Raw genomic sequence first — 22,705 nt, 5'->3', positions numbered from 1 at the left:
CCAAGGCCCTGCTACCTACCGGTAGGCGGGCCGGATTCTACACCAAGTTTTAAAACGGCTTTCACAATGGCAAATCCCATCATTCCTTGGATCGGCGGCAAGCGCCGACTCGCAGATCACATCATCCCGCGTTTCCCGTCGCACGACTGCTACGTGGAAGTATTCGCGGGCGGCGCAGCGCTGTACTTTCTGCGCCCGCCGGCAAAGGTTGAAGTAATCAACGACGTCAACGGTGAACTGATCAACCTGTACCGTGTTGTGCAGCACCATCTGGAAGAGTTCGTGCGTCAGTTCAAATGGGCGCTGACGAGCCGGCAGGTATTCGAATGGCTCAAACAAACAGTCCCGGAAACGCTCACCGATATCCAGCGTGCGGCAAGGTTCTACTACCTTCAGAAAAGTTGCTTTGGGGCGAAGCTGGAGGGGCAGTCGTTCGGCACGGCGACAACAACGCCGCCTGGTCTGAACCTGCTGCGCATTGAGGAGGAGCTGTCAGCGGCCCACCTGCGGCTCGCGAACACGTTCATCGAGCGTCTGGATTGGGCTGCGTGCATCGATCGCTACGATCGGCCGCACACGCTGTTCTATCTAGATCCGCCGTATTACGAGACCGAGGGATATGGCGTCGCATTCCCGTTCGGCGAATACGAGAAGATGGCGCATCGCCTGAGGTCGTTGAAGGGCCGGGCGATCGTGAGCCTGAATGATCATCCCGACATTCGGCGAGCGTTCAACGGGTTCTACATCGAAACCGTCCCGATTCAATATACGGTCGGTGGCGGCAAGGGCGTGGAGCGCAACGAGCTGATTATTTATAGCTGGGACGACGCTGCGCAGCCTGTGGGGCTATTCTAACTGAGAATGCCGGCGCGGATTATCGCGCCGGCATCGTGCTTACAGGTCAGCGAACGCGGGCAGAAGGTCCTGGTCGACGAGTCGAATCTCGATACGGTTGGCAATCTCGACGTGTTCTGGGTTGTCCACTGAAAAAACGGCATCTGGGACGCTCACAATGATCGTCCCGGTCTGCTTCCGACCGGCTTCGGGAACTGGAATCAATTCGCGTGCTTCCGGAACTTGCTGAGCCGTGAGCGGCTTCGGGAGATATAGCATCCAGCCAACGCCCGGCTTGTCATCAAACACCTGCCGCGGAAAATATTCTCGTGGTGAAACAGAGACATACATCGGGTCATAAACCGTGACCATCGCGGACACTATCTTAGCCATGCCCTCATAGCTGCGCTCGTCCGTCGAGACTGCGCTCTGTGCAGGTAGCCCAATTTCTACCTCGCTGGGCCGTCTCTTCGCATCGATGGCCAACTTCAGCCTCGCGCTGTTGGCCGCGTCCATTTGACCATTCCAGAAGCCAAATACTTTAGGAAGGTCCATCTTTTTTGCGTACCGTTGCGCCAACACTGCCAAAACGGCTGTCGAAGGTATGCCGGGCGCTTCATACATGGGATACAGACGGGCTTCTTCCTCTGTATCCGCCTTCAGCCACCACTGGCCTAGACGCTCGTCCTCGCGTGACATGGCCTCAACCACCGGCCATAGACGGACCAGATGAGCAGCAAAATCGCCAAGCGGAGCGAAATCGGCAGGGCTACGAAATTGCGCAACTATTTCCATGTTTGTCAGGGCACCCATTCTGATTCAACGCTAAGACGGGCAAGCGGCGTTCTCATGTACTTCCAAGTCCGCTCCGTCTGAAAATACCATTTCAACCTCGCCGGAGGATGATCATCGACAACCGCAGCCTGAGCTCCAGCCTGCTCTTCCATGTCATCAAAGGCCTTGGTGTACGGTACATCGTCCTTCTTCAAGAACTGATCGTACTTTCCCTTTGCTTCTATCAACAAACAGCTTTCCGGTCGAAAGCCGTCGAAGTCGCGCTGCCAGACCCACTCCATGCTCCAGGCCTCTTCAACGCTATAGGGGAACCCGGTAATTCGGCCTTGATACTCTCGGGAGTTGTCACTCATGCTCCAGTTGCGGCGCTGCATACTCCCCGTCTCAGGCGGGCACTTCTTGCAGCTCTCACCGGTGCGCGGAATCGCCCGGACGTCCGGCTTTGCCTTGCTTTCGTCCTTTTGGGTGTCACCCGACAGGCTCCCCGTTCCCGCGACTGCCGCCCCGCCCAATAAGGCGACGCCAGCGCGCGCCAAGACTGGGCCGAGTTCCACTATCGCCGCTTCTATTGCCGGCACCACCAATCCCGCCATGCTCAGCCCCTCCCTGGACATTTTGATGTTCGATGCGCCATTTGATGACGCGTAGGTAATCGTGAAAGCGTTCGTCGGCAGAGCGTCCGGGGCGCATTATCCATGCGCGCGTCGCCGGCTTCTCGTAGAAGCTCGGGGCGTATGCCTCGATCCGGAGGAACGCCGCGACATTCTCATCGGAGTGGATGCCAAGCCGTCGAGCAGCGATGTACGCGTTCCAGAGGCGCGTGGGTAGCGTGCCGTCGTCGGCCAGCTTCGGATCCGCTTTGACGAGATCCTGCCGTGTGCGTTCGACGTATCCGCGTGCGTCGATCTCGGCAAGGCCGGCGACCTGTTCGCTTGTCAGCTCAAGCATGCGGGTGCACTCCCTTCAGTTTTCCATTCACTTCAACGAGCCAGTTAAATGTCGGGACGAAGAACTGCATGCGCTGCGTGAATTCCATCAGCGATGTCACGTCGGCCATGATGCGGGCGTCGTAGAAGCGGAAAAGGGCTGTACGGCCGTCCGGCAAACGCACGTCGAGTCGACGGCGCAGCTCATCGGTCAATGACTCGATTGGATATGCGCTGATCAGCCACGACACGCCTGTCGGGCTGCCGGCCATCGCGGAGAGCGAACGTCGTACGTTGCCGCCCGCACGCTCGTAGTCGAGCAGCCACGGGCCCGCATCGGCAAGTGATGCGTCCGGTGTGCCGTCGAACAGCGCCAAGGCTGCTTGCGATCGCTGAGGCGGGGACCCGTCGGCCACATCCGCGAACAGGAGACCGTCGACCAGCGCGTACAAGTGCACCTGCATGGTCAACTGCTGTTGCCGCGTGAAGTAGAACGCTTCGATCGAATTGCCGGTCATGGTTCTACCCGCGCGCGATCATCGTTGCAGCATTTTCGGCCGCGGACTTCAGGCATTCGAGGCAGAGCGTAGGTGAAGGGGCCAGCGCTGCTGCAGCGTTGGCGACTGCAGCGCCCGTCGTCGCTTCACCGGCTCCGACGTCGTCGAGTGTCGCGGACGATTGCGAGGCGATCAGCGTCGCCCCGCAAGCGGTCTTCATGCCTTCGATGGCGGTTTCCCGGCCGGCGATTTGATGCGGGTAGCGCCGTCCCGTCGCGGGCAGGATCGGAAAGACGCCTTTGCATTGTGGGCAAAGTACCTTGTGTCCGACGCCGGCGATGGGTTTCCCGTCAATGGTGGCGGTCGCGGTGCCCTCCAGCACGCGGCCCCCGTGCGTCGTCGTGTCGCCGACGCAGATCATGGCTCGGGCCATATGTTCTCTCGTAGGTGTGGTTTTCGTATGAATTTACCATTTCCGGAAGAGGGGGAGCAGCCGCTGGCCGTCGCGCAGTCGGTCAACGATTGTTAATCGAGTAGGGAAGCATTGGGGTTTGAGCATCCCGGCCCGACCCTTCTCGGCGCGCAGCAGATGGTGCAGCGAGCAGACTACTAGCCAGCAATTGACTTAGCCTTACCTCATTCCCGCGCGCCTCATTTCCTCGCGCAGTAGATGCATCAACCGATGCAACTGCCCTTGCGCTCCGGCGAGGTCACCTTTGTTCGCAACGTTCTTGTCGGTGTACGCGTACCACTCCTCGACGCGCTCGAGCGATTTCCGAAGGGCGCGGATCTCCAGGATCAACCATCGGACTTGAAGGTCGGTGTACTCGCGCCACAGCGCGCGAAGTTCGTCCTCGGTGGGCGCATCAAATTCCGGCACCACCGGCCGCAACTTGAATCGCGGGTCCGTGAGCGGGACGCGGTTGCGGTCAATTCTGGTCGACTCGACCGGCGCGCATGTGCCGAGGAACGCCGACCGCGGGTCCTTGTCGACCCACGACTCAAATTCACGTTTCGTGAGCTCGATCGGCGTCCTCAGGCGCGCATTGTCGCCCTGGAATCCGTACTCCCAGATGTAGGCCCACTGTGGTTTGATCACGGCTGAAATACTGTATAAAAACACAGTGTAGCGCGGGGTATGATGGTTCGGTCAAGAACGAAAAACAGGGGGCGGCGATGTGCACGAACTACGTAGCGCCCGGCGAGGATCCCGGTCTCAGCGAGCTGCGGATCGACAGCTTCACGGACCTGTACCGCTGGACGCCTTGGAAGCCCGAGATCTACCAAGACTACGACGCACCGATAGTCGCCAGCATCGACGGACAATTCAAGCCATTGATCGCCGGCTTCGGGTTTTGGCCGCGTGCGCTGCAGAAGGCGAACGTCGAACGGGCGAAAGAGCAGGGGCGTAAGCCGCCCGTCATGCGCAGCACGATGAACGTCCGCGACGACAACCTCGGGAAGTCCCCGCTATATGGGCCAACGTGGAAGTCGGGTGGCCGGTGCTTGATTCCGGCGCGGTACGTGGTCGAGCCGTCCTACCCGGATGCGCGGCAGGACGGCGACGGAAACTGGGAACTCGGTCCCTGCGTTTGGCAAAAGATCGGCGTGGCCAGCCGCCCGACGATGTGCGTGGCCGGCATCTGGCGCACCGTGAAGGGGACGGACGGCGCCGTGAGCCGTGCTATGGCCATGATCACTGTCAATGCGGACCACCATCCAATCATGTCGCGTATGCACAAGCCGGCCGACGAGAAACGGTCGGTTGTGATCCTGCAGCCGGATGATTGGGAGGAGTGGCTGACGACCCCGAATACCGAGGCTGCCCGTGCGATGCTTCAGCTGTACCCGGCTGAAGAGATGGTTGCAGAGCCAAAGTAACGTGCTCAATGGAGACGCGACAGACAGCAAAAGGCCCGCTCGCAACGGGCGCTTTGCGGAATTCAGGTTGACAACAGCGGCGTGCGTGAATGTGTCGGATAAGCGTCACGCTCGTCATCGATCTATAGAACTATTGCGCGGATTCAGACGCGAAAGCAAACAATGCTTTCGGAACATTCTATTCTTCCACCGCGATTTGAAGATTTTCCTCCGAGTGTGCTAAACGTAGAGTTAACTTGCTCGGTCTCGATTGATCGAAATTTCCCTCGACCCATCGCAACAAAGTCGCGCGTGCTTAATCCATTGCTCGCTTTGTTCGATGGGAATGTTAATACTAAATTGACCTCTTTACTCATGCATACGTCAATAAGCCGTTGCGCGGCTGCGAAGGCTTGGCCTTTCTGGCTAAAATTAGAAGAAGGGCGTTGCGCAATGGGAGGGTAGCGCCCGACGCCCGTCACGGAAACTTGCTTCCCTCGAGTGAGCGTTTCCAATACATGGTAGAAGCGGCTGTAATGCACGTCAGAATACGGCGGATCAGCAAAGACTAGATCCCCTGGTTCCAATTGACTGATGCATTTATGGTAGTCGCCGAGACATGTGCCTCCCTTCACTGTAGCGTGGGTTGACGCAATTGTCTCTAGTGCTTGGGAAACTAGTAGCCAAACGTTGCGATTCCATGCCTCAGCGATAAATTTGGCGGCTGTTTTTGTCGGTTGAAACGGCTGGGCTGTGTGACCTGGAGCAGCCGCACAGCGGCTCGCGGCTTCCACAAGTGCCGCGAGACAGGCTTTTCTTGTCTCTGCGGATTTCGGAAGTGTCTGCCGAAGTGCGTCAATCTCGATGGCTTGCAGCGGAGAGAAATAGTGCCCGCCATACGCGTGAGTCATCGGAAAGTCGCCGCTCATTCGCGAGAGTAGGGGTGGTAAAACTTCATCGCAGAATGTCCTCGACCGGATTACTATATTCTGAATTTCGGGTACGGAAATTTCAGGGTGAATCGATCTGGCCGCATTGGGAAATTGACTGACGATACTATCGACGACGGATCGAGCGGATTCGAACCAACGTTTGGTAACGCGGTTCGAATCAATTGCTCGTGTGCGCTCAACGACCGCAGCGGCGCGAGTTACAGCAAACGACTGGAGGTCACCCGATAAGACGCCCTTATCGGTTTCCTGAGCCATATACCAAGAAACTGCGCCAGATCCGCAAAAAGGATCTGCGATTTTTGAGGCGTTCACTGCTTCCGCTTTCAAGATTTCTCCAAGTAGCGGCAGTAGTTTTCCTTTGTGCCCCATGTACTTCATGCAACAAGACTCCAGGCAATGCACGCATCGGGGCGTGAAAGTTTCGCTAACCGCGATGAGTTTTCACCATCCCACAGCGAGTTTGGCAGGGGAGGTGGGAATGAAAAATCTGTCACTGCGTCGCGATAATCGACCTCGATATCTATCGGATCGATGTCAAAAGAGCGCGACCACAAGCCGGCGTGCTCGAGCCAGCTTTCGAGCCACTTGCGTGCAACTGGTGAGACGCCCGGCACGCTAAGTGATCTTTTGAGAGCGAGCATAGCGATCCGGAGAAGTAGAAACGCACGACAGAGTACATTGTCGGTGTTTGTCTTTTCTTCGGATGCCAATACAAACGGCTTCGAAACGTAAGAATCTACGGTAATCCGCCGTGAAATTTCTTCCGTAGGGGCGCCGCAATTATCTGCGATGTGCTTTGCTACTTTTTCGACAAAGGCCTTTCTTCCTGCCTCATCGTCCTCCGGTGCTCGCTTTGAGATAAAGTGGTTACACAGAGCTGCGTCAAAGCCAAGCGATCCGCCGTCCGGAAGGAACAATTTCCAAAGATCGCGAACCAACTCTGCTTCTTTTGTTTCCATTCGTGTCAGTTCAGCGCTAGCCCAGATAGCCTCATAGCTCGCGGTATTTCTTGCCGTATGGTCTTCGGACACTTTTACAAGATCCGATCCCCATTGACTCAGCGCTTGTTGAGGAATGGTGAAGTTGATGGCCTTGACTACATTCTTCAACGTCGCGACTGGATGTAAATGGATGCTATTCGCCAGAAGCAATTCTACGTCTGGTCTCTTTGTCCATTGATTCCAAATATCCCAAATCCCTGTATGGGTTGGTGGGTTTTTGGTAGTTATCTTTTTGTTGCCATCCTTATCGAGATAAAAATATCCGTTCCATTTCGCTCGAATTCCACTCCATGCGAAGAGCGACATTGCCGCCCGAAGTTCGGCGTAATACGCAAAATGCGTGGCGGCCGCGTTCGAATGAGCCAAGAACGCTGATGTCGCAGCGGCTGCATATCTCCATCCATCTACAAGATGAATGATCTGTTCCGCGGCAAGCAAACACTGTGGGTTGTTGCTTAAAGCGGCCGTGATGAGCAAATTCTGAGGATTGCTGGCTGGGCCAAGTTGCTGTAATCCAAGCAAAGTGCCTTTGCCATCGGCCGCAGCGCAAATGGATTCACTCCATTCCTGCCCTTTATTGACGGGGCCTCCACCGCTCCCCAAGGCCTTATTCCCACCTACGCTTTTATTGGCCCCGACTTTCCCCTTGTTTTTTGTTTTGCTCATCGCTTCATAAGCCCCGCAGCAGTATTTGCGGAACTCGCCACGAGTTCGTCGGGGGAGTTTTTCAACGCATCAAAGCATCGTTGCTGCAACAGTACATAGCCGCTGCTGCCACGATAAACGCTCTGCTCGGTACGTTGATTTTGGTCCAAGCCCGGAGCGCTTGATGTCCGCCAGTCGACCCCATCGACAAGCGCTCGCGATATCGCGCTCAGAAACGTATTGGGTCTCTTGTACTGAGAAAACTCGGTGAGTGCTTCCGTTACTTCATCTTCGTCTGGCTCGTCTGATACTCGTTCAGATTCCCAAGATTCCAAGTCGAGTTCAGCGTAAGCTACTTGATTTAGCGCATTGAATATAACAAGAACGGCGCGCACCCCTTGGTCCGTGCCAAGAAGGGTGTTAGGGCCAGAGAATGCGTCTTCCGGTGATGTATGCTTGGTCAATTCGCGAACCCACTTTGCGTTGGACGTGCAAGTCGCCTCATGGAGGTGTTGCCAGCATCGGATCAAAAATGCTGCCTGCTGTGAACGCTTCCAGGGCAATACTCGATCGGCTCCTTGGGAGCGAAGGGAGCCAAACAATCCGCCAATTTTATCTTCGTTGCCCCAGCTTCGAACGAAACTCACCATTAGCGATCGAATAAATGCCGCGTTTGATACATGCCCGTCGACTCGATTGCCATGTAGCTCGATTCGGCCTTTCCATGGACTCAAATCATGGCGCCACAGAACTTCCGTAAGCTCTTGGGCGCGATGTTCTTGATAAACGCGAATGCCTTCCCCACCTTGGAGCCAACTTTGATTTCGCAGTTCCGGATACAAGTCATATGCTAGGCTCGGGTTAATCTTTTTGGGTTCTACGTTAATAACCCAAAAAAGATAGGCCTGCCAAGATGGGCTCAAATTGTTAAAAATTACGACTGGGACTTCGTAATTTTCGATATCGGGTTCGCCATTAATCTCGTCGATTGCATAAAGTCGATGCTGACCGTCAATGATCTCAAGTGGTTCGAGGCTTGATGCGGGAATTTTGAACCCTTGTGCAAGAGCCTCCTGAGGTATTTTGAGAAACGCACCGTCTTCGCCTTCACTGACAGACACGCGACAATTGTCATCGACGACACGGTCCTTCCCGCCGCGCCGACGCGACTCGTCGGCACCCACCACGTTTACGAGAATGGACGTGGGGAGCCAGCCCGGATGAATAAGGTTTCGGTGCGTTTCAACATCGAGACCAGACTGCCCCGATAGCGGATACCCGAACTGGAGATATCGCGCAATGTTGCGCGACCGTGCCGGTTGGTGAGCACGTTGGTAGCCGGCGCCCACCTTCCTATCTCGCCGCTCATGCACATTGCGTGTGCTAACGCCAGCCAAGCGGCGCAACGTGGCGAGGCTGATCGAGGCAATGAAAAAGTAGGGTGAAGGCTCCGGAAGGTGCTCACTCCATTCGGCATTGTTCCAGCTTTGCATCCACTGATTGACCCGGACAAGCGGTATGCGAGTTGTTTTTGTCATTGTGAAAATTGATGGTCTCGTTGACTTTGCGCCCGTTGCCGGGTGCGGTTTCGGAGAATGGTACTACGAGCGGCCCCAATCGATAGCGCTTGCGAAGACGTTGCTCCGAGGGCGTGCGGCCGCTCGATGACGTGTCGCCCCATGCTGGCCCTCGGTCGCCAGTAGCGGACTATCCGGGCGGGCGGGGTAGAAGGCCGAGTCCAAAGGCGGAGATCATTCTTCACGTCGTTGGTCAGGCGTGACGGTGCTTGCCGCCGACGCGTCGGTGAGCGCGTCATTCTCGACGTCGCTGAGCCAATCGGCCCATGACTGCATCATTTCTCGTCGCTCTGGAAGATACTTTGCGTGATTGTACGTTGAGCGGGTTCTGTCTTTGTCCTTGTGCGATAGCTGCATTTCAACGACTTCATCCTTCCAGCCCATCTCGTGGAGGTTCGTCGACGCGGTTGCTCGGAAGTCATGGCCCGTTATCGGTTCGGGGTTGTTCGGCATCATGGAGTCGAGCGCCCGATTGATTGTTGCTCGACTCATGTGGGGCCGTTTTCGATTGCTATGAAGGATCGGCAGGATATATCCGCGATTGCCGTGGATCTCCTGCAACTCGCGCAGCAGACTGATCGCCTGCGTGGGAAGCGGAACGATGTGCAGCCGTCGCGATTTGATCTTCTCCGGCGGGACTCGCCACTCAGCGGCGGCCAGATCGATTTCCTCCCAGCGCGCTCGACAAAGCTCAACCGTTCTCGGAAACAGCATCATCAGCAGGCGGATCGCAATCGTGGTTCTCTTGCTCTTGTACAGGGGCAATTGCCGAAACAGCGCCTTCAGTTCTTCACGGCTTAGCGGCCGAGCATGCTCGGTCGGCGGCTTGAGAACTGCTCCGCGCAACACCGAGGCTGGATCGGTATCGGCCCGAAGCGTGATCACCGCGTACTGGAACACGTTGGACACGTACTGACGTAGTTTGATCGCTACGGAAGGGGAGCCGCGCTTTTCGACCCGGCGCATCAGCGCAAGCACATCGTGGGCGGTAATAGAGCGCATCGGGCGGTTCCCGATGTACGGGTATGCGTCTGCTTCGAGCATGCGCAGAATCTCGCCGAAGTGCCGCTCCGTCCACGTCTTGCGCTTCTTCTCCAGCCACTCGTCGCTGACGGCACGAAAAGTGGCTTTGCCTTCGTTAATGCGCGCAGACAGGACCTCCTGTCGTGCATGGGATGGGTGTAGCCCCTTTTTGACAAGCTCACGCGCATCGTCGCGTGCTACGCGCGCGGCTTGAAGGCTGGTGGTGGGATACTCGCCGATCGCGAAGACATTTTCCTTCCCGGCAATTCGGTACTTGTATCGCCAAAGCTTGGAGCCGGACGGCTTCACCAACAGATACAGTCCATTGCCGTCGGTAAGTTTGGTAGGCTTGTTGCCTGCCTTCGCTTGTCGGATCTTGATGTCGGTAAGTGGCACGGTGAAAAAGGGGGTATCGTCTCTGGATGGTCGAAATGATACCCCCTTTTGTACCCCCCTTTTTCTCGACTGGACACGATTTCCGGCGAACGTAAGTGAACAATGGAAGGGCGTAGAGCGCCCAACTGGTAAGGGCTTGCGGAAAATTCCCGAACCAACACGAACTGGAGCGAACGAAGTGATCAGACATATCGTCATGTGGAAGTTGAAGGAATCGGCGGAAGGCGGCACGCGTGCGCAGAACGCGCTGAAGCTGAAGGAAAAGCTCGAAGGCTGCCGCGATCTCGTGCCGGGCATCCTGCAGCTCGACGTCGGCGTGGCGACGCCCGGCCTCGACGCGACGTCGGACGTCGTGCTCGTGTCCGATTTCACGGACCAGGCCGCGCTCGATGCGTACCAGGTGCACCCGGTTCACCAGGAAGTGAAAAAATTCGTCGTTGCGGTGGCCGAATCGCGCCAGTGCGTCGACTATTTCTCCGAAAGCGCACGATGAGCGACGCGGCATCCCTGACGGACGGCCCGTCGATCGAAAGCCCGTTCGTCGATCTGCTCGGCGTGCGGCTCGTGTCCGCGAAGGACGGCGCGAGCGAGATCGTGCTGCCGCTCGACGAGCGGCACATGAACACGTGGAGCATCGCGCACGGCGGCGTGACGATGACGCTGTCGGACATCGCGCTCGCGATGGCCGCGCGCAGCCTGACCGACGACGGCGTCGGCGTCGTCACGGTCGAGATGAAGGTGAACTTCATGCAGCCGGGGCGCGGCGAGCTGCGCGCGTACGGACGCGTGATGCATCGTTCGACGACGATGGCGTACTGCGAAGGCGAAGTGCGCGACAGCGACGGCAACTTCGTCGCGAAGGCGCTCGGCACGTTCAAGTACATGCGGCGGCTCGCGGTGGGCCGCGACATCAAGCGGCAACGCACGCGCACGGCGCCGGATGCGCAGCCCGGCCCGAGCGACGCGTAAGCGCCGCAACGAGCGGCCCTGCCTGATCGAAGGCAGGGCCGTTTTGTTTTGCGGCCCTGATCCTGCGCTCGCGGCTGACGATGCAGGGTTTCATCGTGTTCGAGCATCCGGACGCGTGGCCGCCCGCGCTGGCCGAGCTGAGCGAACTCGTCGCGACGAAGCAGCTGCATTACCGCGAGTCGATCGCACACGGGCTCGAGCGGGCGCCGGATGCGTTCCTGGGGCTCCTGAAGGGCCGCAATTTCGGCAAGCAGCTGGTGCAGCTCGTCTGACCCGCGCGTGGCATCATGTGACGCTTGTTCGTTCACGGCGCCGCACGCGCCGTCCTCACCGATGCCGCTGAATCCGAAGATCGCCCAGGTGCTCGACATGGTCGAGCGCGCGAAACGTCCGTCCTATCACCACCAGACGCCGCAGCAGGCGCGCGCCGCGTACGAGAAGAGCGCGCCGATCCTCGACGTCGCACCCGCGCCGATGCATTCGGTCGAGGCCTGCGTCGTGCCGACGCGCGACGGCCGCTCGATCGGCGCGCGGCTGTACCTGCCGGTCGAGCCGAGCCTCGCCGAACCGCTGCCGGCGCTGGTCTATTACCACGGCGGCGGCTTCACGGTCGGCAGCGTCGACACGCACGACGCGCTGTGCCGGATGTTCGCGCGCGACGCGCAGTGCGCGGTGCTGTCGGTCGACTACCGGCTCGCGCCCGAACACCGGTTCCCGACCGCGGTGAACGACGCGGACGACGCATTGCGCTGGCTGCATCGCGAAGCCGCCGCATTCGGCATCGACGCGACGCGGCTCGCGCTCGGCGGCGACAGCGCGGGCGGCACGCTCGCGACGGTCTGCGCGGTGCTTGCGCGCGACGCGGGCATCGACCTTGCGCTGCAGATGCTGATCTATCCGGGCGTGACGGGCTACCAGGACACCGGATCGCACGCGCGGCTCGCGAACGGCTACTTGCTGACGCAGGACACGATCCAGTGGTTCTTCACGCAATACGTGCGCGATCGGTCCGATCGCGACGACTGGCGGTTCGCGCCGCTCGACGGCAAGCGCGGTGCGCCGTCGTTCGCCGGCGTCGCACCGGCCTGGATCGCGACGGCCGAATACGATCCGCTGCACGACGAGGGCGCCGCGTATGCAGACAAACTGCGCGCGGCCGGCAATTCGGTCACGCTGGTCTGCTATCCGGGGATGATCCACGAGTTCTTCAAGATGGGCGGCTACGTACCCGAGGTGCGGGCCGCGCATGCCGACGCGGTGGCGGCGCTCAAGGCGGCATTCGACGACGTTTGACGGCGGCGGCGCTCGACGCCGCGCGGAGGAAGCGATGACCGAGGACTGGGTGGAAACGGGCGACTGGACGGTGCTGGGCGGCGATGCCGCCCGCATTCGCGATGCGGTGTTCGTGCGCGAGCAGCGCATTCCGCCGGAATGGGAGCTCGACGACGAGGATCCGCTGTCGCTGCACGCGGTTGCCTACCGGGTCGATGCGGCGACCGGCACCCGCCGCGCGGTCGGGACCGGACGGCTGCTGCGGTCCGGCACGATCGGCCGCGTCGCGGTGCTGGCCGATGCGCGCGGGCAGGGTGCCGGATCGGCCGTGCTGCACGCGCTGCTGGACGCGGCACGGCATCGCGGCGAACCGGTCGTGCGGCTCTACGCGCAGGATGCCGCGGTCGCGTTCTACGTACGGCACGGTTTCACGACGATCGGCGACCGGTTTGTCGAAGTGGGCGTGCCGCACGTCGAGATGGCGCGCGCGCCCTAGAGCACGCTATTCGTATGAACAGGCTCCGGGCGCCGCTCGCACAGGCTCAGCGCGGCTGCGTCGCGTCGATGTCGAACGTGAACGCGCGCTCGAACGTGCCTGGTCGAACGGTGCGGTGCGAGCCGTCGTCGTCGCAGCGTTCCTTGATGTCGACCGTCAGCCGCACGCCTTCCTTCATCGTCACGCGCAGCGCGGTCGTGCCGCGCGTACCGTATTCGGGCGTCTCGATGAACGCGGCCGACAGTGCACGCTCGCGCTCGATCGGAATGCCCGTGTGCGGCAGCGCGTCGTCGTCCGCGACGCGCGGATCGCGCATCAGCTCGATCAGTTCGTCGAGCGACGGGGTCGGGTTGTCGGTGAGCAGCGTGCCGAGTTCCGCGCGCTTGCGCACGATTTTCGGCCAGGGCGTATCGAGCCGCGCGTTCGACAGCGCATGCACGCCGGCGCTGACCGCGACCGGCGGCGCGACAGCGGTTTCGCCTTCGGCCGCGCGGTTGCAGAACCACGCGAGTTCGCGCCGCTTCCAGTCGCCGACCAGCAGGTTGAAGCCGTTGTACACGGCCGAGTGCTCGGCCAGCGCGCCGAGATAATCGAGCGGCGCGACCGGCGGGCCGCCGAGGAAATCGGATACGAGCTTGCCGCGGGTTGGTGCGCCCGCGCGAATGTCGAACGGCGCGCGGTAATTGGTCAGCGCCGCGAAGCGGCCGTCGCGGGACACGCCGAGCCACGTGCCGCCCGCTTCGAGATCGCGGCCGGCCAGCACGCCCGGCACGTCCTCCCACCACGACAGCGGCGCACTCGTACGGCGAAAGAATTCGTCGCGATTGGCGATGAGGGTAAAGACAGGACCGGCGGCGGCATCAGGCTGCCAGTCGAAGGCAATCAGGCACATCGGGCGAATCTCTCGCAGGAAACATCGCGCGCCGGCCGCAACGTGCGAACCGGCGTGCAATAGGTTGTCAGTGCGTCACGCTTCCGTCGGCCATGCGTACGGGAGCGCGTCGAACGCGAGCGTCGGGCCGTCGGCCGCACCGAGGTGCACCGTGCCGCTGTCGAGCGCGGCCAGCTTGATCTCGACGAGCGCATCGACGCCGCCCGCGGGTGCGGCGGCCGCATTGACGATCATTCCGCACGGCTGGCCGGGGTCGTCGCTGTGGAACAGCTCGACGCCGGCATGCACGGTGTCGGTCTCGCCGGCGACATGCGCGAGCGCGGTGCGGCGCTTGATCGTGCCGCGGTACTGGCTGCGCGCGACGACTTCCTGGCCCGGGTAGCACCCCTTCCTGAAGTTAACGGCGCCGATCACGTCGAAGTTGACCATCTGCGGGACGAACTGTTCGACGGCCGGTTGCGTGATGCGCGGCTCGCCCGCGCGCACGTCGAGCCAGTCCCATACGGCCGGCGACACGACCGGCAGCTTGCCGCCGAGCGCGGCGAGGCGCGCGTCGACTTCCGCGCGCGGCCCGATCCACAGATAGCGCTTGCGGCCTGCCGCGTCCGGCACGCGGATCAGCGCCCCGGCCGGGCCGTCGACTTTCACGTGCATGCCGTCCGGCAGCGCGTCGAAGATGCCCGACAGCGCCTCGCGCACGTCGCCCGCGAAGCCGACCACCGCGAGCGTGTCGCTCGCGTCCGTCAGTTTCGCCTTCGCGCGCAGCACGAACATGGACAAGCGTTTCTGAACGGCGGCCTGGACGTCCTTCGAGACCAGCAGCTGCACGCCGTGACCGGCGCGCCAGGCGAGGAACGACGCGAGCAGGCGGCCCTTCGCCGAGCAATAGCCGGACAGGCGCGCACTCGCGGCATCGAGATGCTCGATGTCGTTGGTGAGCTGGCTGTGCAGGAACGTCGCGGCGTCGTCGCCGGCCACGTCGATCACGCCGAACTGCGGGAGCGGCATGCAGGCGCCCGGTGCGTCGAAATCGGCAGCGGACGGGCGGGGGAAAACGGGGAGCGAGGCAGTTGCGGCCTGGGCAGCCGGTGAAGCGGACGGTGTGCTCATGGAATGAGGGAACAGTCAACCCTGACTTTGACGGAGGCGAGCAAGTATTATATGGGTCTTACCTGAGTCACGTTTCCATGTCCCTACTGAAGAAATGCGCCGCGACGCTCGTGGCGCTGGCCGTCGTTGTGGCCGCTGCCGGCGCGGGCGGCGGGTATTACTGGGCGACCCGGCCGTTGTTGCTGGGCTCGGCATCGCTCGACGTCACGATCAAGCCGCGCAGCAGCGTGAAGAGCGTCGCGCTGCAGCTCAAGCGCGGCGGCGTGCCGGTCGAGCCGCTCGGCTTCGTCGCGATGACGCGCGTGCTCGGGCTGTCGAGCCGGCTCAAGTCCGGCAACTACGAATTCAAGACCGGCATCACGCCGTACGACGTCCTGCAGAAGATCGCGCGCGGCGACGTGAACGAGTACGTCGCGACCGTGATCGAGGGCTGGACCTTCAAGCGGATGCGCGCGGAGCTCGACGGCAATCCCGATCTCGCGCACGCCACGGCCGGCATGAGCGATGCCGAGCTGCTGCGCGCGATCGGGGCGCCGGACGCCGCGATCCAGCGCGGCAGCGGCGAGGGGCTGTTCTTCCCCGACACCTACCTGTTCGACAAGGGCACGAGCGACCTGAACATCTACCGGCGCGCGTACCACCTGATGCAGACGCGTCTCGACGAAGCATGGGCCGCGCGCGCGCCGGGGCTGCCGTACAAGACGCCTTACGAAGCGCTGACGATCGCGTCGATCGTCGAAAAGGAAACGGGCCACGCGGCTGACCGCACGTTCGTCGCGGCGGTGTTCGCGAACCGGCTGCGCATCGGGATGCCGCTGCAGACCGATCCGTCGGTGATCTACGGCCTCGGCGACGCGTACGACGGCCGCCTGCGCAAGCGCGACCTGCAGGCCGACACTCCTTACAATACCTATACGCGCCGCGGGCTGCCGCCGACGCCGATCGCCCTGCCGGGCGTCGCCTCGCTGCAGGCGGCGATCAATCCGGCCCAGACGGGCGCGCTCTATTTCGTTGCGAAGGGCGACGGCACGAGCGTGTTCTCGGATACGCTCGGCGATCACAACAAGGCCGTGGACAAGTACATACGAGGTCAATAATGGCGAGCGGTAAATTCATCACGTTCGAAGGCATCGACGGGGCGGGGAAGACCACCCACCTGCAATGGTTCTGCGAACGACTCCAGGCGAAGCTGGCCGCGGGCGGCCGGCAGGTCGTCGTTACCCGCGAGCCGGGCGGCACGCAGCTCGGCGAGAAGCTGCGCGAGATCCTGCTGAACCAGCCGATGGATCTGGAGACCGAAGCACTGCTGATGTTCGCGGCCCGGCGCGAGCACCTCGCGCTCGTGATCGAGCCCGCGCTCGCGCGCGGCGACTGGGTCGTGTCCGATCGCTTCACCGACGCGACGTTCGCGTACCAGGGCGGCGGCCGCGGGTTGCCGCGCGACAAGCTCGAGACGCTCGAGCGCTGGGTGCAGGGCGGCTTCCAACCCGACCTGACGGTGCTGTTCGACGTCGCGCCGCAGGTGGCGAGCGAGCGCCGCGGCGCCGTGCGCATGCCCGATAAGTTCGAAAGCGAGTCGGATGCGTTTTTCTCGCGCACCCGCGGCGAATACCTGCGGCGCGCGGAAGAGGCGCCGCACCGCTTCGCGATCGTCGACGCGACGCAGTCGATTCCCGAGATCCGCCAGCAGCTCGAACGCGTGCTCGCCGCGCTGTAACCCGAAGGAACGCACCACATGATCTATCCGTGGCAGACCGACGACTGGAACCGCCTGCAGCAACTGCGCCCGCAATGGCCGCATGCGCTGCTGCTGCACGGCCAGGCCGGAATCGGCAAGCTGCAGTTCGCGCAGCATCTCGCGCAGGGCTTCCTGTGCGAAGCGCCGCAGCCGAACGGCGAGCCGTGCGGCAGCTGCGCGGCCTGCACGTGGTTCGCGCAGGGCAACCATCCGGACTACCGGATCGTGCTGCCCGAGGTGCTCGCGGGCGAAGCGCCGGGCGCGGTCGACGACGCGAAGGCTGCCGACGCCGATGAAGGCGGCAAGAAGACGCGCGCGCCGAGCAAGGAGATCAAGATCGAGCAGGTGCGTGCGTTGCTCGATTTCTGCGGGGTCGGCTCGCACCGCGGCGGCGCGCGCGTGGTCGTGCTGTATCCGGCCGAGGCGCTGAACGTCGCCGCGTCGAACGCGCTGCTGAAGACACTCGAGGAGCCGCCGTCGGGCGTCGTGTTCCTGCTGGTGTCGGCGCGCATCGACCGGTTGCTGCCGACCATCATCAGCCGCTGCCGGCAGTGGCCGATGACCGTGCCGGCGCCCGACGCGGCCGCCGCATGGCTCGAGGCGCGCGGCGTCGACGACGCGCGTGCGCTGCTCGCCGAAGCGGGCGGCGCGCCGCTCGCCGCATTGGCGCTCGCGAGCGACGAGAACCGCCCGCTGCGCGATTTCACGCTCGGCCAGCTCGCGGCCGGCGCCGCGTGCGATCCGTTCGCGTGCGGCGAGACGCTGCAGAAGCTGCCGGTGCCGCTGGTGCTCGGCTGGCTGCAGCGCTGGCTGTACGATCTGCTCGCGCAGCGCATGGCGGGCACGCCGCGCTACTTCCCGATGCAGGCGACCGCGCTCGCGCGTTGCGCGGAGGCGGTCGACGCGAACGCGTTCGCGCGCTTCATGAAGGCCGTGACGCGCCAGCGGACGGTCGAGAACCATCCGCTCAACGCCCGGCTCGTCTTCGAGGAACTGTTTCTCGGTTATCGGGAAATGTTCGCGTGAGCGCGTATTGTTTCCTTCGGGTGGGGAAACGATTGCCGGCGAGCGCCTGAGCGCCCGTCTTACGTATTCAGGAAACACCATGTTCGTCGATTCTCACTGCCACATCAATTTCAAGGGTCTCGCCGACCGCCTGCCGGCCGTGCTGGAGAACATGCGCGAGCACGACGTCACGCACGCGCTGTGCGTGTCGGTCGACTTCGAGACGCTGCCCGACGTGCTCGCGATCGCGCAGGCGCACGACAACGTCTATGCGTCGGTCGGCGTGCATCCCGATCACGAGGACGCACGCGAGCCGACGCTCGCGGAACTGATCGAGCTCGCCGCGCACCCGAAGGTCGTCGCGATCGGCGAGACGGGCCTCGACTACTACCGCCTCGAAGGCCGCTCGATCGCCGACATGGAGTGGCAGCGCGAACGCTTTCGCACGCATATCCGCGCGGCGACCGCGACGATGAAGCCGCTGATCATCCATACGCGCGCGTCGTCGGAAGACACGCTGCGGATCATGGCCGAGGAGCACGCGGACGTGCCGGGCGGCGTGATGCACTGCTTCACCGAGCCGTGGCCCGTCGCCGAGCAGGCGCTCGCGCAGAACTTCCATATCTCGCTGTCGGGCATCGTCACGTTCAAGAATGCGACCGACGTGCAGGACGTCGCGCGGCGCGTGCCGCTCGAGCGGCTGCTGATCGAAACCGACTCGCCGTACCTCGCGCCGGTGCCGTATCGCGGCAAGCCGAATGAACCTGCGTACGTCAGCCATGTCGGACGTTTTATCGCATCCGAGCGCGGGATCGCCGTCGAGGCGCTGGCCGATGCGACGACGCAGAACTTTTTCCGGCTGTTCAAGATCGCCCGCTCATGACGCGCGGCCAGCCGACAACCCAGGGAAGGAGCCCACAACAATGATGAAGCCGACCACATACCTGCCCAAGCGCGCCCTCGTCACCGCCGCGCTCGTCGCGAGCGGCCTGTTTGCCGTCGCCGGCGCGCATGCCGAGTCGCTCGACGCGATCGTCAAGGCGGTCAAGTTCGACGACATCGACGACATCGGCAAGCAGCTGAAGAGCGGCAAGCTCGATCCGAACACGCTCGCGCCGAACGGCGACCCGATCCTCGTGATCGCCGCGCGCGAGAAATCCGACAAGGTCGCCGCCGCGATCGCGACGACGCCGAACGTCGACCTCGAGAAGGAAGACAAGGCCGGCGAGAACGCGCTGATGCTCGCGTCGCTGAACGGTGATGTCGGCCTCGTCAAGCTGCTGATCGACAAGGGCGCGGAAGTCAGCAAGAAGGGCTGGGCGCCGCTGCACTACGCGGCCACCAACGGCCAGGACGCGGTCGTCAAGATCCTGCTCGACCACGATGCATATATCGACACGGCGTCGCCGAACGGCACGACGCCGCTGATGATGGCCGCGCGCGGCAACCATGCGACGACGGTCAATCTGCTGCTCGACCAGGGCGCCGATCCGCAGGTGAAGAACCAGCTCGGCATCACCGCGCTCGAGTTCGCGAAGCACTACAAGGCGCCGGACGCGATCGACATCCTGAGCAAGCGGACGGTGCGCGTCGGCGCATCGGCGCCGGCCGATGCCCAAAAGAGTGCAAAATGACGGTTTCGGCGCGGCGGCTAAGCGCCCGCCCGGCCGGCATCCGGCCGGCAGCGGGTGCGCGGCCGTCGCGCCGGTCAGTGCAGTGAGCGGCCTGGGGCCGCATTGACATAAGGAACACCATGTTGCGGGCTATGTTTTGTGCCGCGGCGTTTGCCGTGCCGTTGTCGGCGGCGGCTTTCACGGGCGCGGATCTCGACCGGCTGTGCGCGAAGACGGACGTCAAGTCGCGGGCGTCGTGCGCGGCCTACATCGAAGGCGCCGCCGATGGCGTCTACAACACCATCGACGCGATCGGCGGCACCACCGGGCCGCGCGTCGGGCAGTATTTCTGCCTGCCGCCCGACATCCGGGCGCAGCAAATGACCGACGCGGTGCGCAAGTACATCGCGGAGAACCCGAAGCTGGCCGACTACAACGCAAGCACCGCGGTGTCGCTCGGCCTCGGCAAGGCGTTCCCCTGCAGGGGCGGCAGTTGATCTGACGCCGGATCCGGGCGCGCATGCGGCCCGGACGTCGCCGACGCATCCAGGACGAGGCCGCCGCGCCTCATAACCGAAGCATCCCGGGCGCCGATGATTTCAATCGAGGAACTGCAGCGCATCGCCGATGCGCCGTTGCATTCATGGCTCGGCACGCTGATCGTGTCGGTCATCGTCGTGCTTGTCGTGTTGATCGTGCATCGTCTCGGCGCACGCATCGTCAAGCGCATCGCGCAGCCGTATCCGCTGATGAGCGTGATCCTGCGCTACATCGACAAACCGTCGCTCGTCACGCTCGCGTTGCTCGCGCTCGAATTCGTGTGGCTCCAGGCGGACGAGAGCATGTCGTTCGTGCGCGGCATGCGCACCGCGGCCGCGGTCGGCTCGATCGTGTCGCTGACCTGGCTGCTGGTGCGGCTCGCGGCCGGCGTCGGCGACGCGATCATCCAGGCCCATCCGATGGATACGGCCGACAACCTCCACGCGCGGCGCGTCCACACACAGGCCAAGGTGCTCGTGCGGACCGTCATGGTGCTGATCGTGATCATCGGCACGGGCGCCGCGTTGATGACGTTCCCGAACGTGCGCCAGATCGGCGCGAGCCTGCTGGCGTCGGCCGGCGTCGCGGGCCTGGTCGCCGGTATCGCCGCGCGGCCGGTGCTCGGCAACCTGATCGCCGGGCTGCAGATCGCGCTCACGCAGCCGATCCGGCTCGACGACGTCGTCGTGATCCAGGGCGAGTGGGGGCGCATCGAGGAAATCACCGGTTCGTTCGTGTCGGTGCGGCTGTGGGACCAGCGGCGCCTCGTCGTGCCGCTGCAGTGGATCATCGAGAATCCGTTCACGAACTGGACGCGCAGCAGCGCGGAAATCATCGGCACGGTGTACCTGTCGGTCGACTACCGCACGCCGCTCGCGCCGCTGCGCGAGGAGCTCGCGCGGCTGGTTCATGCGGCCCCCGAGTGGGACGGGCGCGTCCAGGTACTGCAGGTGACCGACGCGACCGAGCGCGCGATGCAGTTGCGCGCGCTCGTCAGCGCCGTCGATTCGTCGTCGTGCTGGGACCTGCGCTGCCGCGTGCGCGAAGGGTTGATCGCGTACCTGCAGGCGCGTTTTCCGCAATGCCTGCCGCGCAGCCGGATGGAGCTGTATCCGCACGATTCCGCACCGGACGCGCCGAATCCCGTTCGCCCGCATGCGCGCCAGCCCGCCGCCAGCACGGCGGCCAACACCGCCGCCGATCCGCAGGCCGTCGACGGCCGCTGAACGTGGCCCGCCCTCCGTCACCATGACCGCGCTGAACACGCTTGCCATCGCCAATTACCGCTCGCTGCGTGAGCTGATCGTGCCGCTCGCGGCGCTCAACGTCGTCACCGGGCCGAACGGCAGCGGCAAGTCGAGCGTGTACCGCGCGCTGCGCCTGCTCGCCGACACCGCGCAAGGCCGCGTGATCCCGTCGCTCGCGCGCGAGGGCGGATTGCCGTCGACGCTGTGGGCCGGCCCCGAGCGCTTCTCGCGCGCGATGCTGGCCGGCGACGTGCCGGTGACGGGCACGGTGCGCACGGGCCCCGTGAGCCTGAGGCTCGGCTTCGCGTGCGACGATTTCGGCTATGCGATCGATCTCGGCCTGCCGGTGCCGAGCCGTTCGCAGTTCGCGCTCGATCCGGTGGTCAAGCGCGAATGCATCTGGGGCGGCGCGCTGCCGCGCCCGTCGACGCTGCTGGTCGACCGGCAGGGTGCGCAGATCCGCACGCGCACCGCGTCGGGCGACTGGCGGACGATTCCGCAGCCGGTCGCGAGCTTCGACAGCATGATGACCGAGTTCGCCGATCCGACCGGCGCGCCGGAGATGATCGCGGTGCGCGAGCGGATCCGCTCGTGGCGCTTCTACGACCATTTCCGGACCGACGCGCAGGCGCCGGCCCGGCAGTCGCATATCGGCACCCATACGCCGGTGCTGGCGGACGACGGCGCCGATCTGGCCGCCGCGCTGCAGACGATTCGCGAAATCGGCGACGGCGCGGCACTCGATGCGGCGATCGACGACGCGTTTCCCGGCGCGTCGGTCGAGATCGACAATCCGGGCGGCCGCGGCCGCTTCGACGTGCTGATGCGCCAGCCGGGGCTGTTGCGGCCGCTCGCCGCCGCCGAACTGTCCGACGGCACGCTGCGCTACCTGCTGCTCGCGGCCGCGCTGCTGACGCCGCGGCCGCCGGCGCTGATGGTGCTGAACGAACCGGAGACGAGCCTGCATCCCGATCTGCTGCCGGCGCTTGGCCGCCTGATCGCGCAGGCCGCGCGGCGTTCGCAGGTGCTGGTCGTGTCGCATGCGGCGCCGCTCATCGCGACGCTCGAGCGCGAGGCCGGCTGCGAATCGCTGGTGCTCGACAAGCAGCTGGGCGCGACCGCGCTCGTCGATGCCGACACGCGCGACCTGCCGGCATGGAAGTGGCCGTCGCGTTGACCGGCACGGCGGCGTGCGTTCGAGAACGACCTGGCGCGCCGCGCGGAATGTATCCGGTCTGTAACAACACCCATAAAATGAAAGGCTGACGGTTCCCTGTACGGCGATCGCGAATAATAATGGGATATTCGGCTGGCGC

26 protein-coding genes and 1 pseudogene are annotated in these 22,705 nt (G+C 63.1%); 15 read left to right on the top strand and 12 right to left on the bottom strand.

Translation table 11 applies throughout. The features are described 5' to 3' along the window. Window positions 1–66 precede the first annotated feature (66 nt). On the top strand, window positions 67–855 hold the full coding sequence (locus BAMB_RS09295) for a DNA adenine methylase (RefSeq protein ID WP_011657103.1): 789 nt from the start codon (window positions 67–69) through the stop codon (window positions 853–855). 39 nt (window positions 856–894) lie between these two features. Here BAMB_RS09295 and BAMB_RS09290 read toward each other — a convergent pair whose 3' ends face one another. From BAMB_RS09290 to BAMB_RS09270, 6 genes are all read right to left on the bottom strand, one after another. Next, on the bottom strand, window positions 895–1,629 hold the full coding sequence (locus BAMB_RS09290) for an immunity 52 family protein (RefSeq protein WP_011657102.1): 735 nt from the start codon (window positions 1,627–1,629) through the stop codon (window positions 895–897). 5 nt (window positions 1,630–1,634) lie between these two features. Next, on the bottom strand, window positions 1,635–2,213 hold the full coding sequence (locus tag BAMB_RS09285; RefSeq protein ID WP_227739480.1) for a restriction endonuclease fold toxin 5 domain-containing protein: 579 nt from the start codon (window positions 2,211–2,213) through the stop codon (window positions 1,635–1,637). After that, window positions 2,098–2,577 carry a hypothetical protein gene (locus BAMB_RS33570; protein ID WP_011657100.1) on the bottom strand — a complete coding sequence of 160 codons (480 nt, stop codon included), beginning with the start codon at window positions 2,575–2,577 and terminating at the stop codon, window positions 2,098–2,100. Before BAMB_RS33570 ends, BAMB_RS09285 begins: the two co-directional genes overlap by 116 nt. After that, entirely contained in the window at window positions 2,570–3,073 is a 504-nt protein-coding gene (locus BAMB_RS09280; protein ID WP_011657099.1) for a DUF4123 domain-containing protein, read from the bottom strand. The genes BAMB_RS33570 and BAMB_RS09280 overlap by 8 nt, the downstream gene beginning before the upstream one ends. Window positions 3,074–3,077: 4 nt before the next feature. Next, window positions 3,078–3,485, bottom strand: a complete 408-nt coding sequence (locus BAMB_RS09275; RefSeq protein WP_011657098.1) for a PAAR domain-containing protein — start codon at window positions 3,483–3,485, stop codon at window positions 3,078–3,080. 198 nt (window positions 3,486–3,683) lie between these two features. Further along, window positions 3,684–4,175: an aldose epimerase family protein gene (locus tag BAMB_RS09270; RefSeq protein ID WP_011657097.1), complete on the bottom strand. Its 492-nt coding sequence runs from the start codon at window positions 4,173–4,175 to the stop codon at window positions 3,684–3,686. 53 nt (window positions 4,176–4,228) lie between these two features. Between BAMB_RS09270 and BAMB_RS09265 the strand changes: the two genes are divergently transcribed. Next, window positions 4,229–4,933: an SOS response-associated peptidase family protein gene (locus tag BAMB_RS09265; RefSeq protein WP_011657096.1), complete on the top strand. Its 705-nt coding sequence runs from the start codon at window positions 4,229–4,231 to the stop codon at window positions 4,931–4,933. Between the two features lie 143 nt (window positions 4,934–5,076). On the opposite strand, the gene BAMB_RS33565 is transcribed toward BAMB_RS09265, so the two are convergent. The 4 genes from BAMB_RS33565 to BAMB_RS09255 form a co-directional block, all read right to left on the bottom strand. Next, window positions 5,077–6,243 (bottom strand): DNA adenine methylase, encoded by a 1,167-nt coding sequence (locus BAMB_RS33565; protein ID WP_127456332.1) that lies wholly within the window; start codon window positions 6,241–6,243, stop codon window positions 5,077–5,079. Further along, complete coding sequence (locus tag BAMB_RS35270) at window positions 6,240–7,532, bottom strand: hypothetical protein (protein ID WP_011657094.1); 1,293 nt, start codon at window positions 7,530–7,532, stop codon at window positions 6,240–6,242. Before BAMB_RS35270 ends, BAMB_RS33565 begins: the two co-directional genes overlap by 4 nt. Next, window positions 7,529–9,004 carry a DGQHR domain-containing protein gene (locus BAMB_RS33560; RefSeq protein WP_198488761.1) on the bottom strand — a complete coding sequence of 492 codons (1,476 nt, stop codon included), beginning with the start codon at window positions 9,002–9,004 and terminating at the stop codon, window positions 7,529–7,531. The genes BAMB_RS35270 and BAMB_RS33560 overlap by 4 nt, the downstream gene beginning before the upstream one ends. A gap of 258 nt (window positions 9,005–9,262) precedes the next feature. After that, the gene (locus tag BAMB_RS09255) at window positions 9,263–10,507 is read right to left on the bottom strand and encodes a tyrosine-type recombinase/integrase (protein ID WP_011657092.1); all 1,245 of its coding nucleotides are present in this window, start codon (window positions 10,505–10,507) and stop codon (window positions 9,263–9,265) included. A 178-nt stretch (window positions 10,508–10,685) separates the two neighbouring features. On the opposite strand from BAMB_RS09255, the gene BAMB_RS09250 reads away from it, so the two are divergent. From BAMB_RS09250 to BAMB_RS09230, 5 genes and pseudogenes are all read left to right on the top strand, one after another. Continuing rightward, complete coding sequence (locus BAMB_RS09250; protein ID WP_006753419.1) at window positions 10,686–11,000, top strand: Dabb family protein; 315 nt, start codon at window positions 10,686–10,688, stop codon at window positions 10,998–11,000. After that, complete coding sequence (locus BAMB_RS09245; protein ID WP_011657091.1) at window positions 10,997–11,476, top strand: PaaI family thioesterase; 480 nt, start codon at window positions 10,997–10,999, stop codon at window positions 11,474–11,476. Before BAMB_RS09250 ends, BAMB_RS09245 begins: the two co-directional genes overlap by 4 nt. Before the next feature lie 38 nt (window positions 11,477–11,514). Next, window positions 11,515–11,748, top strand: a pseudogene (locus BAMB_RS09240) (NADP-dependent oxidoreductase); the annotation flags it as partial. A 61-nt stretch (window positions 11,749–11,809) separates the two neighbouring features. Beyond that, the gene (locus BAMB_RS09235) at window positions 11,810–12,769 is read left to right on the top strand and encodes an alpha/beta hydrolase (protein WP_011657089.1); all 960 of its coding nucleotides are present in this window, start codon (window positions 11,810–11,812) and stop codon (window positions 12,767–12,769) included. 34 nt (window positions 12,770–12,803) lie between these two features. Further along, window positions 12,804–13,244 carry a GNAT family N-acetyltransferase gene (locus tag BAMB_RS09230; RefSeq protein ID WP_011657088.1) on the top strand — a complete coding sequence of 147 codons (441 nt, stop codon included), beginning with the start codon at window positions 12,804–12,806 and terminating at the stop codon, window positions 13,242–13,244. Between the two features lie 46 nt (window positions 13,245–13,290). Here BAMB_RS09230 and BAMB_RS09225 read toward each other — a convergent pair whose 3' ends face one another. Together BAMB_RS09225 and ygfZ are read right to left on the bottom strand one after the other, a co-directional pair. Next, entirely contained in the window at window positions 13,291–14,136 is an 846-nt protein-coding gene (locus tag BAMB_RS09225; protein ID WP_011657087.1) for an NRDE family protein, read from the bottom strand. A 75-nt stretch (window positions 14,137–14,211) separates the two neighbouring features. Continuing rightward, complete coding sequence (ygfZ, locus tag BAMB_RS09220; RefSeq protein WP_011657086.1) at window positions 14,212–15,246, bottom strand: CAF17-like 4Fe-4S cluster assembly/insertion protein YgfZ; 1,035 nt, start codon at window positions 15,244–15,246, stop codon at window positions 14,212–14,214. A gap of 77 nt (window positions 15,247–15,323) precedes the next feature. Between ygfZ and mltG the strand changes: the two genes are divergently transcribed. The 8 genes from mltG (at window position 15,324) to BAMB_RS09180 (ending at window position 22,566) form a co-directional block, all read left to right on the top strand. Further along, window positions 15,324–16,343 (top strand): endolytic transglycosylase MltG, encoded by a 1,020-nt coding sequence (gene mltG, locus BAMB_RS09215; RefSeq protein WP_011657085.1) that lies wholly within the window; start codon window positions 15,324–15,326, stop codon window positions 16,341–16,343. Further along, window positions 16,343–16,963: a dTMP kinase gene (gene tmk, locus BAMB_RS09210; protein WP_011657084.1), complete on the top strand. Its 621-nt coding sequence runs from the start codon at window positions 16,343–16,345 to the stop codon at window positions 16,961–16,963. The genes mltG and tmk overlap by 1 nt, the downstream gene beginning before the upstream one ends. A gap of 18 nt (window positions 16,964–16,981) precedes the next feature. After that, window positions 16,982–18,010 (top strand): DNA polymerase III subunit delta', encoded by a 1,029-nt coding sequence (locus BAMB_RS09205; RefSeq protein WP_011657083.1) that lies wholly within the window; start codon window positions 16,982–16,984, stop codon window positions 18,008–18,010. 79 nt (window positions 18,011–18,089) lie between these two features. Continuing rightward, the gene (locus BAMB_RS09200) at window positions 18,090–18,872 is read left to right on the top strand and encodes a TatD family hydrolase (RefSeq protein WP_011657082.1); all 783 of its coding nucleotides are present in this window, start codon (window positions 18,090–18,092) and stop codon (window positions 18,870–18,872) included. Window positions 18,873–18,912: 40 nt separating this feature from the next. Continuing rightward, a complete protein-coding gene (locus BAMB_RS09195; RefSeq protein ID WP_011657081.1) occupies window positions 18,913–19,623 on the top strand; it encodes an ankyrin repeat domain-containing protein in 711 nt (236 codons plus the stop codon). A 119-nt stretch (window positions 19,624–19,742) separates the two neighbouring features. Then, window positions 19,743–20,099: a Rap1a/Tai family immunity protein gene (locus BAMB_RS09190; protein WP_006755340.1), complete on the top strand. Its 357-nt coding sequence runs from the start codon at window positions 19,743–19,745 to the stop codon at window positions 20,097–20,099. Between the two features lie 96 nt (window positions 20,100–20,195). Then, window positions 20,196–21,368 (top strand): mechanosensitive ion channel family protein, encoded by a 1,173-nt coding sequence (locus tag BAMB_RS09185; RefSeq protein WP_006755342.1) that lies wholly within the window; start codon window positions 20,196–20,198, stop codon window positions 21,366–21,368. A gap of 22 nt (window positions 21,369–21,390) precedes the next feature. After that, window positions 21,391–22,566: an AAA family ATPase gene (locus tag BAMB_RS09180; protein WP_011657080.1), complete on the top strand. Its 1,176-nt coding sequence runs from the start codon at window positions 21,391–21,393 to the stop codon at window positions 22,564–22,566. The last annotated feature ends 139 nt before the right edge of the window (window positions 22,567–22,705 follow it).

This window comes from Burkholderia ambifaria AMMD, assembly GCF_000203915.1.
Classification (GTDB): domain Bacteria; phylum Pseudomonadota; class Gammaproteobacteria; order Burkholderiales; family Burkholderiaceae; genus Burkholderia; species Burkholderia ambifaria.
This window is presented reverse-complemented; position numbering and strand designations above follow the sequence as displayed.